The sequence below is a fragment of the Rhodococcus sp. WS1 genome, assembly GCF_003797745.1.
In the GTDB taxonomy this organism is placed as follows: domain Bacteria; phylum Actinomycetota; class Actinomycetes; order Mycobacteriales; family Mycobacteriaceae; genus Rhodococcus_F; species Rhodococcus_F erythropolis.
In genome coordinates this window covers 1,138,129-1,150,476 of the sequence record NZ_RKLZ01000002.1, presented here as the reverse complement: position 1 = coordinate 1,150,476, position 12,348 = coordinate 1,138,129, and the positions used below count along the sequence as shown (strand labels likewise).

The following is a 12,348-nucleotide window of genomic DNA, read 5'->3' as shown; positions in this document are numbered from 1 at the left end:
CGTCACCAGGCGCCGATCAGCTTCATCCACGCGCCGCCGATGATCGTCCAGATCAGGATGATCACGACGCTCATCACGAAACCGATTCGGAACCATTCCGAGGTCTTGATGTATCCGGAACCGTAAATCACTCCGGCCGGACCGGACGCGTAGTGCGAGATACCGCCGAACAGGCTGCCGATGAAGCCGAATACCAGGGCTGAGAACAGCGGCGGTGCACCGGTTGCCACCGCCGCGCCGAGAAACACCGCGTACATCGCGACGATCTGCGCGGTGTTCGACGCAAACAGATAGTGCGCGTAGAAGTACACCAAGGTCAGGATCGCAAAAGCCCAGATCCACGGCAAACCGTCGACACTCGAGGAGACCTGGGTTCCGATCCACGAGATCACGCCGAGTTCTTCGAGATGGCTTGCCATACCGACCAGAACGGCAAAGAACACGAGCGTCTGCCACGCCCCGGTGTCGTGGACCAGGTTGTTCCACGTCAGCACCTTGGTCACCAACAGGATGCCGATTCCGACAAATGCTGTTGTAGTGGCATTGACGTTGAGCTGCGAGCCCAGGCACCAGAGCACCAGCAGCAGAACAAAGGTGGCGGCCATGATCTTCTCGTTGCGGCTGATCGGACCTGCCTTGCGCAGTTCCTCCCTGGCTTGCTCGGGCGCTTTCGGAGTCTTCAACATCGTGGGCGGGAAGATCTTCGACATCACCCACGGGATCGCGATGAGACTTGCAATTCCCGGAACCGATGCTGCCAGCGCCCATTTGCCCCAAGAGATGTCGATGCCGATCTTGGCAGCCGCATCGACGGCGACGGGGTTACCCGCCATGGCGGTGATGAACATCGCGGAGGTCACGACGTTGACTTGCAGCGACGTGAGCAGCAGATATGCTCCGAGCTTCTTGCGAGAGTCCTCGGGCTCGGGATTGGAGTCCTCCAACTTGCTCAGTGAGACGATGATCGGATAGACGACGCCACCGGCGCGGGCGGTGTTCGACGGTGTCGCCGGAGCAAGTATCAAGTCCGTCAACGCCATTCCGTACGACAATCCGAGGCTCGACTTGCCGAGTTTGGTCACGAACATGAGTGCAACCCGTTTGCCGAGCCCAGTGACCAGAAAGCCCTCGGCGATGAAGAACGACGCGACGATCAGCCAGATCGTGGTGTTACTGAAGCCGGACAACGCTTCTGTCGGCGTCTCGGTCTGGGTGATCATGGCGATCGACAGGCCCACCAGCGCCACCGAACCCGTCGGCAGGGGTTGCAAAATCAACGCCACGATGGTGCCGACGAAGATTCCGAGCATGTGCATGCCCTTGGGGTCCACACCGTCCGGAACCGGCATGAAAAAGATGATCAAGCCGAGGATGACGGGCACCGCAGCCGGGTAGTACCGCCTGAGCACCGATTGTTTCGACGGCTCCGTCGGCGGTGTGTTGGCCGGCGGTGTCTTTGCCGGCGGTGTCGTTCCAGCGAGAGACTCGGTGCTTTCGGATTTGGCCTCGGACATGTACATCTCCTCGACTTCTCGCCCCAGGTGATCGCCCCAGATCATTGTCCCCCAAACGTCCGGTTTTCGTGCGGTCAATCGAAGGTCGAGAGAATGCCCTCCTGCGGTATCCGATTCTCTGGATTCCGCAGGAGGGCTCATCCCGGGGCGCAGACAGCGGCCCGGGGCGCGACACATCTCCCTCATAAGGGTGCGCCAATCGATCAACAGGAGGCGCCGGCGTGCCGCAAGCTTGAATCTCGGAGAGACCCTGTTTCGGTGTTGTTTCAGCATGCCAATCGGTGCTCGTCTGCACATGGGTCGAATGGCCTGTTCAACTACCTGTTTCCGCTCAGCACCGAGTACACCGACGTTTTGTGTCGGTCCACAAAACAGGTATGTAACCGGGTAATTGAGCCGTTGTCGGCAAGCGTGTGAGACCGCGAATCTAGTCACGCCTCCGAACTGCAATCTGGAGACGAGACCTTCACAGTCTGTCCACCTCAATCACATTTCAGCACTGACGATTTCGTCTACCGCGATATGCAGCAGAACACTCGAGCCGCACGCCGAGCCGAGATCGCTGTCCCGTCAGACCGATCAAGGAAAATATCATGGGAAACCACCGGAAAAACAAACGTCCCCACACCAAACGATTCGTCACGATAGCCGCAGGAGCAGGCGTTCTGACAATTGGCGGCGCAATCGTCAACACCGGCGTAGCCAGTGCGCACGACTGGTCGCAGGTGGCCATGTGCGAGAGTTCCGGCGACTGGAACATCAACACCGGCAACGGCTTCTACGGCGGACTTCAATTCACGCAGTCGACGTGGGATGCATACAAACCGGCAGGTGCACCGACTCGCGCCGACTTGGCGTCGACAGCCGATCAGGTCGCGGCCGCGGAAGCAACCCTCTCAGCTCAAGGCATCGGCGCGTGGCCGGTATGCGGCGCTTACCTAGGTTGGGGCGGCACCACCCCTGATTCGACCTCCCCGACTCCCTCGACGGTAGCGTCGGCCGCGGCCGAGCCTGGCACAGCGGGAAACACGGTGACAGTCTCCGAGGGCGATACGTTGTTCAACCTTGCCGCTGCGAAAGGTATTCGTTGGCAGGATGTTTGGGTCATGAATGCGTAGATTGCCGATCCCGACCAGATCCGTGTGGGTGATGTGATCCGATTCTGAAGCAAATCGGCCGACAAAGTAGACCCTCGAATCGAGAACGTCGGTATCGGGCCGCCGACTGGTTGCGCCATCTATTGTCGGGAATGTGACGGAATCCGACGCCCACGAGGACTCGACTGAATCGACGACGGCTGATCACCCGAGAAAACGTCCACTGTGGCGTGAGATTCTCATCCTCGTTGTCGTCGCACTTGTCCTGAGTGTTGTCATTCAGAACTTCGTCGGACGCATATTTCTGATCCCGTCGGAGTCCATGGAACCGACGCTTCACGGATGCACCGGCTGCACGGGAGACAAGATTTTCGTCGACAGAATCAGCTATAGATTCGGGGATCCACAGCCTGGGGATGTGGTCGTGTTCAAGGGGCCCGAATCCTGGAACGACGAGTATCAATCCATTCGATCGGACAACTCGGTGGTCCGGGCACTTCAAGGACTCGGATCCATCGTCGGTTTGGTCCCGCCGGACGAGAACGATCTCGTGAAGCGGGTGATCGCGGTCGGTGGGCAAACCGTGCAGTGTCTGTCCGAGGAAGAGGGGCTTCGAGTGAATGACAAGCCACTGACCGAGCCGTACATCGACAATCGCATTCCGGGCAACGGTACCTCTTGTCAAGGAAGGTATTTCGGGCCTGTCACGGTTCCCGACGGGAACCTGTGGGTGATGGGCGACAACCGCGCCCATTCGAAGGATTCACGTTTCCATCTCGATGACGAACGCAGCGGAACGGTTCCGATCGACAACGTCATCGGCAAGGTTCAATTGATCGTCCTTCCCTTCTCGCGGTGGGGCACCGTGGGCTCGTTCGATCCGCAGTGACAGATCGAATCAGCCAGTTAGCCCGCATCTTCGGACGGCACAGTCGACATGACTCCGCTTTCGGACGATCATCGAGCACATCTGTTGCCGAGGGTAGGAGAACCACATGCGTGCACGACGCATCACCGCCAATCTCAAAGTCGCCGATGTCGGAGCCGCCAAGAGTTTCTACTCCGACTATCTCGGCCTGAGCACCGAAGAGTTCAACATGGGGTGGGTCGCTCGCTACACCTCTCCCGACACCGGCGCGAACGTACAACTCGTCACGCACGACGCCACTGCAGCCGAGGACTCGGTCATCTCCGTCCACACGGACGACGTCGACGGCGCCTACGAAGAGGCCCGAAGGCTCGGCTACGAAATCGTGCACCCCATTACGACCGAAGAGTGGGGTGTTCGCCGATTCCTCGTCCGGGCACCCGACGGCAACGTCGTCAACATCGTGCGACACCGGGACTGAGCACTGGAAAGACTCCATTCGACGTTTTAGGTCATTTGACCTAGAGTTGAGCGCATGACCGACTCATTGCAGTATTCAGCCGACGGCCCGATCCTCGTGGCAGGCGGATACGGAACCGTAGGCAGCGCCCTGACCGCCTTGCTCGCCCCCGACTTCCCACTACTCCTCACCGGACGCACCCCCGAGCGCGGCAACGAACTGGCCAGCCGTCACGGCGCTTCCGTCCGCCGCTGGGACCTCCTCGACCCGACGCCCTTCGACGCGTCCGTACGCGCGGTCGTGTCGACGGTCAACGATCCCCACGATCGTGTTCTGTCCGCCGCCGTCGAGGCCGGAGTTCCCTACGTGGACATCACCCGCTGGACAACCCGCGTCGCTCGCGCCGCCACTCTGGCGGGTCAGAAGTCGCCGAGCGCACCGGTGTACCTGTCGTCTGGATGGATGGGCGGAGTCACCAATATCGTCGCCGCAGCGCTGGCCGAGGAACTAGGTGGCGCGAGCACGATCGACGTCTCGATTCGCTACGACGTCAACGACATTGCCGGACTCGACTCCGTCGACTTCATTGATCGTCTCGGCCAGGATTTCGAGGTGATGCAGCAAGGAAACCCGATCACCGTCAGCCCGTTGACGGATACACGCTGGGTCGACTTCCCCGGATCGCGCACCAAGGTCGGAAGAATCGACACTCCGGAACAATTCACGTTCCCCATGACCCTGGGCGCCGAAACTGCCAGCACTCGAATAGGTTTCAGTTCGCACGCATCCACAACTGCGCTGCTCGCCGCCAAGAAGGTGGGTCTGTTCCGTTGGGGTCGCGGCGACCGCTTCACACCGCTACGACGCGGACTCCTGTACTCGCCTGGCAAGGGCGGGAGCGCGCAAGTACGCATCGACGTCACCGGCCCGAGCGGCACGACAAGCGCAACAATCGTCGACCCGCAGGGCCAAGCTCACCTCACCGCGGTGGGCGGCGCACTTGCCGTCAGACAAGCCTTGGCCGACGATGCCCAGCCTGGAGTCGCTTTCCCCGAGTCGCTTCCGAACCCGCGCCGCACCGTCTCCGAGTTGGAGAGCTTCGGGGTGGCAGTATTGCGGGCATGACCCCCTCCAAGGGCGCCGCCCGCGCGGAAGCACTTCTCGACGCAGCAGAACAGGTCCTCGCCACGCAGGGCAATGCCAACTCGGCGATGCGCGATTTCGCAGCCGCAGCCGGAGTGCGGGTGGGGCACCTGCAGCACTACTACCCCACCCGTGCAGATCTCATCCGCGCAGTCATGTCACGGGCATTGACCCGCTCACTGGATCGCCTTGCCGTCGTCACGGATACGGATCAGAGTCTTTCCCGTGAGGAATCCGAACACTTCATCGGAGTCCTGCTCGGAGAACAGGACGACCAGGCCACGGTGCGTCTGTACGTCGAAGTATGGGCGATTGCCGCAGCGGACCAAGAAGTGGCGGTCGTGGTTCGAGACTTCTACGCGCAGTACATCGCACACGTAGAGCGCGCTGTTGCGTGTGCACAACCGGATCTGGATGCGGCGGACCTGGGCGCGGCAGCGCAGACCATCGTGAGCCTGCTCGAGGGTTCCGCAATTCTCCGATCGGGAATCACCGGCCGAAAGTCCGAGGCTTCGGACCGAAAGCTCGTGGACACACTGCAGTACCTGATTCACGGGTCCTGACTCGGACGTATCGTAAAGCCCATGAGCGTTGCAAACGAATGGAGCCGAATCGAAGCGTGGTGCCGTACACACGCACCGGTGACGGCTGCAGCGTTTCAGCCAGGGCTCGGTGACGCCGTTATCGAGGAATTCGAAGCGTCGACCGGCGTCACGTGGCCCCAGGAACTTCGCGAGCTGTATCGGGTGCACAACGGCAGCCTGACCCACGACGACCGGACCGGGCTCTTTCTCGGCAGCGTGCTTCCCGACAAGTTCTTCTACCCCATCGACGTCGCAACCGAAGTTCGACTCACTCTGCTCGAAACGTGGGACGAGACGATCTACGAGAATCCGGACCTCTACGCCGAGGACGAGATGGATCGACACGATCAACGCGACGCAGGCACTGCCGCAACCATGTTCATCCCCTCGTTCGTTCCCTTTGCCGGACTGGACGAGTACCACTACTTCGTGGACACACGAAACGGCGCACTCCATCATTGTGTGACCGAGTATGCGTCGGACGCCACTGACAACGGCGGTCCGATCTGGGCGTCCATCTCGGTCATGTTGGGCGCCCATGCCGCAGCGTTGGAAACAGGATCCACGATCGGAGTTTGGAAACCCGTTGTCAGCAAGGGTGTTCTGGAATGGGAAGTCGACGCATGACACCCAAGCAGGATCCGACCCGTCGTACCCTCGCCGACGGGCGTCAGATCTTCTACTTCGACGATGCCGGCCGTACCCGCGCCCACTCTGCGCGAGATTCCCGCGAATTGCCGGCTCTCGACCACTCGTCTCGGATGAGGTTCGACGTTCTCACCGGGGAGTGGATCACCATGGCTTCGCATCGCATGACACGGACACATCTCCCCTCCGCCGCCGAATGTCCATTGTGCCCGACAAACGAAACACGCACGCCCACAGAGATACCCGACGGAGACTACGACGTCGCGGTGTTCGAGAATCGGTTTCCGAGTTTTGCAGCGGCACCCGAGGAAGCCATTGACGGTCCAGGAGACGGTGTGGGCGATCGCCCAGCTGTCGGCCACTGCGAAGTGATGTGTTTCTCGAGCGATCACACGGCGTCCGTCGGCGAGCTTCCACTCGAACGCATGCGTACGATTGTGGGTGCATGGATCTCTCGGACCGAGGAGTTGTCGGCGGATCCGGTTGTGGAACAGGTGTTCTGCTTCGAGAACCGCGGCGAAGAAATCGGGGTGACACTCACCCATCCGCACGGACAGATCTACGCATACCCGTATGTCACGTCACGCACCCGATCGATGTTGACGCAGGCGGACAAACACTTCGAGCGCACCGGTCGCTCACTGCTCGCCGATGTTCTGGCGTTCGAGCGCGAGGACGGGACCCGGTTGATCTACGACGGCGACCACTGGAGCGCCTACGTCCCGACCGCCGCACGATGGCCCATCGAAATTCACCTGGCACCGCACCGAGACGTCCCGGACCTTCCCTCATTGAACGATCAAGAGCGCGAAGAGCTTGCGGTCGTTTACCAAGATCTCCTGCGCCGTATCGATCGCTTCTATCCGGGCGTCGATCGGGTACCGTACATCGCGGCCTGGCACCAAGCTCCCGTCCGCATCGACCGACCTCTGGGTCGACTGCATCTTCAGCTGTTCTCGATCTTGCGCGCACCAGGCAAGCTCAAATACCTCGCCGGGTCCGAGTCCGCCATGGGCGCCTGGGTGAACGACACCATTCCTGAGGCAGTCGCGGCCCGCCTACGGGAGTTGAAATAGTGGATACCGTCTCGAAACCATTTGTGCTCCAACAGTTTCACGACGCCTATGACTATCCGGCAACCGGAGCCTGGGCGGCACCCGGTCGAGTCAACCTGATCGGTGAACACACGGACTACAACGGTGGATTGTGCCTACCGGTCGCTCTCGAGCAGCGAACGCTGGTTGCCGTCGCACTGCGCACCGACGGGGTCGTCCGCGTGCACAGTCGGCAATCCGACGAGACATACACCGGGCCCCTCGGCGACATCGCAGCAGGATGGGCCGCCTACCCCACAGCCGTTCTGTGGTCTCTTGCGCGCCGAGGCCTCCCGCTCGGAGGAATCGATCTGGCAGTCGACTCGTCGGTACCGGTCGGGGCCGGGCTGTCGAGTTCCGCTGCCCTCACCTGTTCGGTTGCGTTGGCCGTCAATGAACTTCACGATTCACCATTCACCCGCGATGAGCTGGTACAGATATGCATCCGGGCGGAGAACGACGGCGTCGGCGCACCGACCGGTGGGATGGATCAAACCATTGCCCTCTTTGCCCGACCCTCGACTGCGCTCCTGTTGGACTGCCTGGACGGATCCACCGAACCCATCCCTTTCGAACTCCACGGTGCGGGGTACGAACTGATCGTCATCGACACTCGGGTCAAACACTCGCTCGCAGACGGACAGTACGGGTTGCGACGCTCTCAATGCGTCGATGCAGCAGCAGCTATCGGCGTCGGCAGCTTGCGAGAGGCTACTGCAGACCAAGCCGAGACAGTGCGAGACCCGATCCTCCGGGCGCGGGCACGGCACGTCGTGACCGAGATCGAACGGACACGGAAGACTGCAGAGCTTCTGCGCAGCAACAGATTCAGCGACGTCGGCGAGCTGTTCGACAACTCCCACGCGTCGTTGCGCGACGACTTCGAGGTCTCGTGTGAAGAACTCGACGTCGCCGTTGCCGCAGCACGACGCGGCGGCGCGATCGGTGCGCGGATGACCGGCGGCGGATTCGGAGGTTCGGCCATCGCATTGGTTCCGGAAGGAAGTCATGCGGAGGTCATCGCGTCGGTGAGCCGCGACTTTGCGGCGCGAGGTTGGCGAGCACCCCACTTTCTCGGCGTCGTTGCCGGGGGTTCGGCCGCCCGACTCTGAGCGAACGGCACGTTCAGCGCACTGGAGGCGCCGAACGTACCGTTCGCCCTGGTTGGGACCCTCGAGATCCCCCTCACATAAATAGTCATCTCAGATGCGAATTATGTAGGTTCAGATCATGCAACTGACGCAGTTCACCGATCTGGGATTGCGCGTCGTCATGCGGTTGGCCGTACTCGACGCGGATGCCTCCCCCAGTACCCGGGATGTTGCGCAGCAGCTCAACGTGTCGTACTCCCATGCCACCAAGGTGGTTACACGGCTCGGTGAGCTTGGCATCGTCACAACCAGGCGTGGTCGCGGCGGTGGGCTTTCCATCACCGAACTCGGCCGCACCGCCACCATCGGCTGGCTGGCCAGACGCCTCGAAGGCCCGGGTGAAGTCGTCGACTGCGAAGGCGACAAACCGTGCCCACTGCGCGGCGGCTGCCTCCTTCGGAGCGCTTTGCGAGAAGCGCAGGAAGCGTTTTTCGTTTCACTCGACGCGGTCACGATCGAAGACGTCATCCGGCAGCCGTCCAAAACTGTCCTGCTACGCCTCACCACCCGGAGCGACGAAGCAGGCTGATCAATCGAATTTCGACCGAACGGAGCAGCTCATGCTTTCCCCACAGTCAACCGAGGTCATTCGCGCCACCCTTCCCGTGGTCGGCGCCGCCATCGGCGATATCACAACCCTGTTCTACCGCAAGATGTTCGACGCACATCCTGAACTCGAACGTGATTTGTTCAATCGCGGCAATCAGAAACAGGGCGAACAGCAGAAGGCTCTCGCCGGCGCCATCGCGGCATTCGCGACGCTTCAGCTCGAGCCGGACAGCGCCAAGGTCGATCTCATACTCTCACGTATCGCCCACAAGCATGCGTCGCTGGGAATCACGCCCGACCAGTACGCAATCGTGCACGAACACCTCTTTGCCGCGATCGTCGAAATACTAGGCGATGCAGTCACTCCCGACGTCGCAGCAGCCTGGGACGAGGTCTACTGGCTGATGGCGGAAACCCTCATCACGATGGAGCGTGGCCTCTACCAACTCGCCGGCGTCGACGCCGGTGACGTCTGGCGCACGGTCAGGATCAGCGAACGAGTTCTTCAGTCCGCCGATACCGTCTCCCTGACGCTCACTTCGCTCGACGGCAGTGCACTCCCCACCTTCGCACCCGGACAGTATCTTTCGGTCGGGGTTACGCTGCCCGACGGCGCTCGCCAGATCCGCCAATACAGCCTGTGTTCGATACCGAGCAGCGCAGACTGGCGGATCAGCGTCAAGCGAATCTCCGGTACTCCTGATGGCGAAGTGTCGAACTTCCTCTACAACAACGTATTCGAAGGTCAGGAACTCTCCGTCACCACGCCTTTCGGTGATCTCACCATGCCGGATGACAACTCACCTCTCCTACTCGCGTCGGCCGGAATCGGTTGCACACCGATGATCGGGATGCTCAATCATCTCGTGGACACCGGCGCCGAGCGTTCGGTCTCTGTCATTCATGCTGATCGATCCATCGCGGACCATGCTCACCGCGCGGAACTCAGCACACTCGTCGACAAGATTCCCGCCGCAACTTTGCATCGTTGGTACGAGGATCTCGGCACGCACGTGGCGTTCGGATCTGTTCACGAAGGACGGGCGGATTTGCAAGACATTGCAGTGGAGCCCGATACCCAAGCCTTCCTCTGCGGGCCGATGCCGTTCATGTTGGCGATGCGCGCATCGTTGCTCGAAAGGGACGTCCCGGCGCAGAATATCCACTACGAGGTATTCGGGCCCGACAGCTGGGCCAACACCTGAGCGGACCACTGCCTGCGAACTGGACCTTGGCGCGCCACGGTAATCCCTTGTGTACTCGACGGAACATACGTACCGAGTAGTGGGAGACCGACATGATCACGTCAGCGTCGATGACGGGAGTCGCGCTGATAGCCCTGGCGATGGTTCTGACACCGGGCCCCAACATGATCTACCTGGTGTCACGCAGCATCAGCCAGGGCCGCCGGGCAGGCTTGATCTCGCTCGGCGGAGTCGCAACCGGTTTCCTGGTCTACCTCGCCGCCACGTGCGCTGGACTGACAGCGGTTCTCTTCGCCGTACCCACGGTGTTCACCGCGGTGAAAATCGGCGGCGCCCTGTATCTGGCCTATCTCGCCTGGTCGACGCTCCGACCAGGTGGAAAGTCCGCCTTCGAGGTGGGCGAAGTCGACCGCCACGGTAGCGGCCGTCTGTTCGGGATGGGGTTGACCACCAATCTGCTCAATCCCAAGATTGCGCTGATGTACGCGGCCCTGATCCCCCAGTTCGTCGATCCCACTGCGGGCCCGGTCTGGCAACAGGCACTCGTACTCGGCGGCGTGCAGATCCTGGTCGCAGTCACCGTCAACGCGTTGATCGTGTGCTGTGCGGCGGCCGTGTCGACCTTCCTCGTGGCACGTCCGGTGTGGATGCGGGCTCAGAAGTGGCTAGCTGGTGGCATTCTCGGAATCTTCGCCACCCGCATGGCCCTGGAGTAATTTCAGTCCTTCGGGCGTTGGTCGATCAGCCGACGCGCTTTACCGATCGAGCGTTCGAGTCCGCCGGGTTCGAGAACGTTTACCTCGACCGTGACACCGATCTTGTTCTTCACCAGCTTCTGCAATGCAGACGACGCTGCCGCATGGTCCGAAATTGCCGCGTCTGGGCGAGCCTCGACGCGAACTGTCAGGGTGTCCATACGACCCGGACGCTCCAGCACACACTGGAATTGAGGCGCGAGGGCGGGGACCGTCAGGATCAGTTCTTCGATCTGTGTGGGGAACAGATTGACCCCACGCAGGATGATCATGTCGTCGGTCCGGCCGGTGACCTTCTGCATCCGTCGCATCGAGCGCGCCGTCCCGGGCAACAGACGGGTCAGGTCCCTGGTTCGGTAGCGAATGATAGGCAGCGCTTCCTTGGTGAGCGAGGTGAAAACGAGCTCACCTTCCTCTCCGTCCGGCAGCACCTCACCCGTGACCGGGTCGATGATCTCCGGGTAGAAGTGGTCTTCCCAGATATGGAGCCCGTCTTTGGTTTCCACACATTCCATTGCCACGCCCGGGCCCATGATCTCGGAGAGTCCGTAGATGTCGACGGCGTGCATGTCGAGTTGTTGTTCGAGCTCGGTACGCATCTGTTCGGTCCACGGCTCCGCTCCGAAAACTCCAACCCGCAGCGAGGTTTTCGAAGGATCAATACCCTTCTTGATCATCGCATCCACGATGGTCAACATGTACGACGGCGTCACCATGATCGCGTCGGGTTCGAAGTCCTCGATCAGTTGGATCTGCCGCTCGGTCATGCCACCGGACATGGGAATGACCGTGCAGCCCAAACGCTCCGCACCGTAGTGTGCTCCCAACCCGCCGGTGAACAGACCGTACCCGTAAGCCACGTGCACCTTGTCCGAAGACCGCACGCCGCCGGCCGAGAGACTACGCGCGATGAGATCGGCCCAGTTGTTCAGGTCGTTGCTCGTGTACCCCACCACCGTCGGGCGACCGGTGGTCCCCGAAGACGCGTGAATTCGCGAGACCTTGTCCTGGGGCACCGCAAACATCTTGAACGGATAGTTCTCACGCAGATCCGCTTTGGTGGTGAAGGGGAACTTCGCGAGATCGCTCAGATCCTTCAAGTCGCTCGGGTGGACGCCGGCGTCGTCGAAAGCTTTGCGGTAGTGCGGAACATTGGTGTACGCGTGCATCAGTGACCATTGCATCCGCTCGAGTTGGAGCGTCGAAATGCGGTCCCGGCTGGCAAATTCGATTTCTTGCGAAGTAGCAGTGGCGAGTTCGGTCATGATTGTCTCCGGTGG

At 61.2% G+C, this 12,348-nt stretch carries 13 protein-coding genes; 11 read left to right on the top strand and 2 right to left on the bottom strand.

Features of this window, described 5'->3' with window-relative positions; genetic code table 11:
• Window positions 1-2: 2 nt before the first annotated feature.
• Window positions 3-1,514, bottom strand: coding sequence for an anion permease (locus EEB12_RS17855; protein WP_141488242.1), 1,512 nt, complete (start codon window positions 1,512-1,514; stop codon window positions 3-5).
• Between the two features lie 593 nt (window positions 1,515-2,107).
• Here EEB12_RS17855 and EEB12_RS17850 point away from each other — a divergent pair.
• The 11 genes from EEB12_RS17850 (at window position 2,108) to EEB12_RS17800 (ending at window position 11,029) form a co-directional block, all read left to right on the top strand.
• Window positions 2,108-2,632, top strand: coding sequence for a transglycosylase family protein (locus tag EEB12_RS17850; protein WP_141488241.1), 525 nt, complete (start codon window positions 2,108-2,110; stop codon window positions 2,630-2,632).
• Window positions 2,633-2,765: 133 nt separating this feature from the next.
• On the top strand, window positions 2,766-3,500 hold the full coding sequence (lepB, locus tag EEB12_RS17845) for a signal peptidase I (RefSeq protein ID WP_020909466.1): 735 nt from the start codon (window positions 2,766-2,768) through the stop codon (window positions 3,498-3,500).
• Window positions 3,501-3,606: 106 nt separating this feature from the next.
• On the top strand, window positions 3,607-3,960 hold the full coding sequence (locus tag EEB12_RS17840; protein ID WP_020971115.1) for a VOC family protein: 354 nt from the start codon (window positions 3,607-3,609) through the stop codon (window positions 3,958-3,960).
• 54 nt (window positions 3,961-4,014) lie between these two features.
• Window positions 4,015-5,064: a saccharopine dehydrogenase family protein gene (locus EEB12_RS17835; protein WP_141488240.1), complete on the top strand. Its 1,050-nt coding sequence runs from the start codon at window positions 4,015-4,017 to the stop codon at window positions 5,062-5,064.
• Complete coding sequence (locus tag EEB12_RS17830) at window positions 5,061-5,645, top strand: TetR/AcrR family transcriptional regulator (RefSeq protein WP_019745748.1); 585 nt, start codon at window positions 5,061-5,063, stop codon at window positions 5,643-5,645. The genes EEB12_RS17835 and EEB12_RS17830 overlap by 4 nt, the downstream gene beginning before the upstream one ends.
• Before the next feature lie 21 nt (window positions 5,646-5,666).
• Window positions 5,667-6,293: an SMI1/KNR4 family protein gene (locus EEB12_RS17825; RefSeq protein WP_020909470.1), complete on the top strand. Its 627-nt coding sequence runs from the start codon at window positions 5,667-5,669 to the stop codon at window positions 6,291-6,293.
• Entirely contained in the window at window positions 6,290-7,390 is a 1,101-nt protein-coding gene (gene galT / locus EEB12_RS17820) for a galactose-1-phosphate uridylyltransferase (RefSeq protein WP_046379468.1), read from the top strand. The genes EEB12_RS17825 and galT overlap by 4 nt, the downstream gene beginning before the upstream one ends.
• The gene (gene galK / locus EEB12_RS17815; protein ID WP_141488239.1) at window positions 7,390-8,520 is read left to right on the top strand and encodes a galactokinase; all 1,131 of its coding nucleotides are present in this window, start codon (window positions 7,390-7,392) and stop codon (window positions 8,518-8,520) included. Before galT ends, galK begins: the two co-directional genes overlap by 1 nt.
• A gap of 118 nt (window positions 8,521-8,638) precedes the next feature.
• Complete coding sequence (locus tag EEB12_RS17810) at window positions 8,639-9,088, top strand: RrF2 family transcriptional regulator (RefSeq protein WP_003943059.1); 450 nt, start codon at window positions 8,639-8,641, stop codon at window positions 9,086-9,088.
• A 31-nt stretch (window positions 9,089-9,119) separates the two neighbouring features.
• On the top strand, window positions 9,120-10,313 hold the full coding sequence (locus EEB12_RS17805) for a globin domain-containing protein (RefSeq protein WP_020971120.1): 1,194 nt from the start codon (window positions 9,120-9,122) through the stop codon (window positions 10,311-10,313).
• Window positions 10,314-10,405: 92 nt separating this feature from the next.
• On the top strand, window positions 10,406-11,029 hold the full coding sequence (locus EEB12_RS17800) for a LysE family translocator (RefSeq protein WP_019745753.1): 624 nt from the start codon (window positions 10,406-10,408) through the stop codon (window positions 11,027-11,029).
• Window positions 11,030-11,031: 2 nt separating this feature from the next.
• Here EEB12_RS17800 and paaK read toward each other — a convergent pair whose 3' ends face one another.
• A complete protein-coding gene (gene paaK, locus EEB12_RS17795; protein ID WP_019745754.1) occupies window positions 11,032-12,333 on the bottom strand; it encodes a phenylacetate--CoA ligase PaaK in 1,302 nt (433 codons plus the stop codon).
• Window positions 12,334-12,348 lie beyond the last annotated feature (15 nt).

Bases quoted from the DNA above. Each gene is read 5' to 3' on its own strand.
- EEB12_RS17855 (WP_141488242.1), bottom strand. From the start codon at position 1,514: ATGTCCGAGGCCAAATCCGAAAGCACCGAGTCTCTCGCTGGAACGACA.
- EEB12_RS17850 (WP_141488241.1), top strand. From the start codon at position 2,108: ATGGGAAACCACCGGAAAAACAAACGTCCCCACACCAAACGATTCGTC.
- EEB12_RS17840 (WP_020971115.1), top strand. From the start codon at position 3,607: ATGCGTGCACGACGCATCACCGCCAATCTCAAAGTCGCCGATGTCGGA.
- EEB12_RS17835 (WP_141488240.1), top strand. From the start codon at position 4,015: ATGACCGACTCATTGCAGTATTCAGCCGACGGCCCGATCCTCGTGGCA.
- EEB12_RS17830 (WP_019745748.1), top strand. From the start codon at position 5,061: ATGACCCCCTCCAAGGGCGCCGCCCGCGCGGAAGCACTTCTCGACGCA.
- EEB12_RS17825 (WP_020909470.1), top strand. From the start codon at position 5,667: ATGAGCGTTGCAAACGAATGGAGCCGAATCGAAGCGTGGTGCCGTACA.
- galT (WP_046379468.1), top strand. From the start codon at position 6,290: ATGACACCCAAGCAGGATCCGACCCGTCGTACCCTCGCCGACGGGCGT.
- EEB12_RS17810 (WP_003943059.1), top strand. From the start codon at position 8,639: ATGCAACTGACGCAGTTCACCGATCTGGGATTGCGCGTCGTCATGCGG.
- EEB12_RS17805 (WP_020971120.1), top strand. From the start codon at position 9,120: ATGCTTTCCCCACAGTCAACCGAGGTCATTCGCGCCACCCTTCCCGTG.
- EEB12_RS17800 (WP_019745753.1), top strand. From the start codon at position 10,406: ATGATCACGTCAGCGTCGATGACGGGAGTCGCGCTGATAGCCCTGGCG.
- paaK (WP_019745754.1), bottom strand. From the start codon at position 12,333: ATGACCGAACTCGCCACTGCTACTTCGCAAGAAATCGAATTTGCCAGC.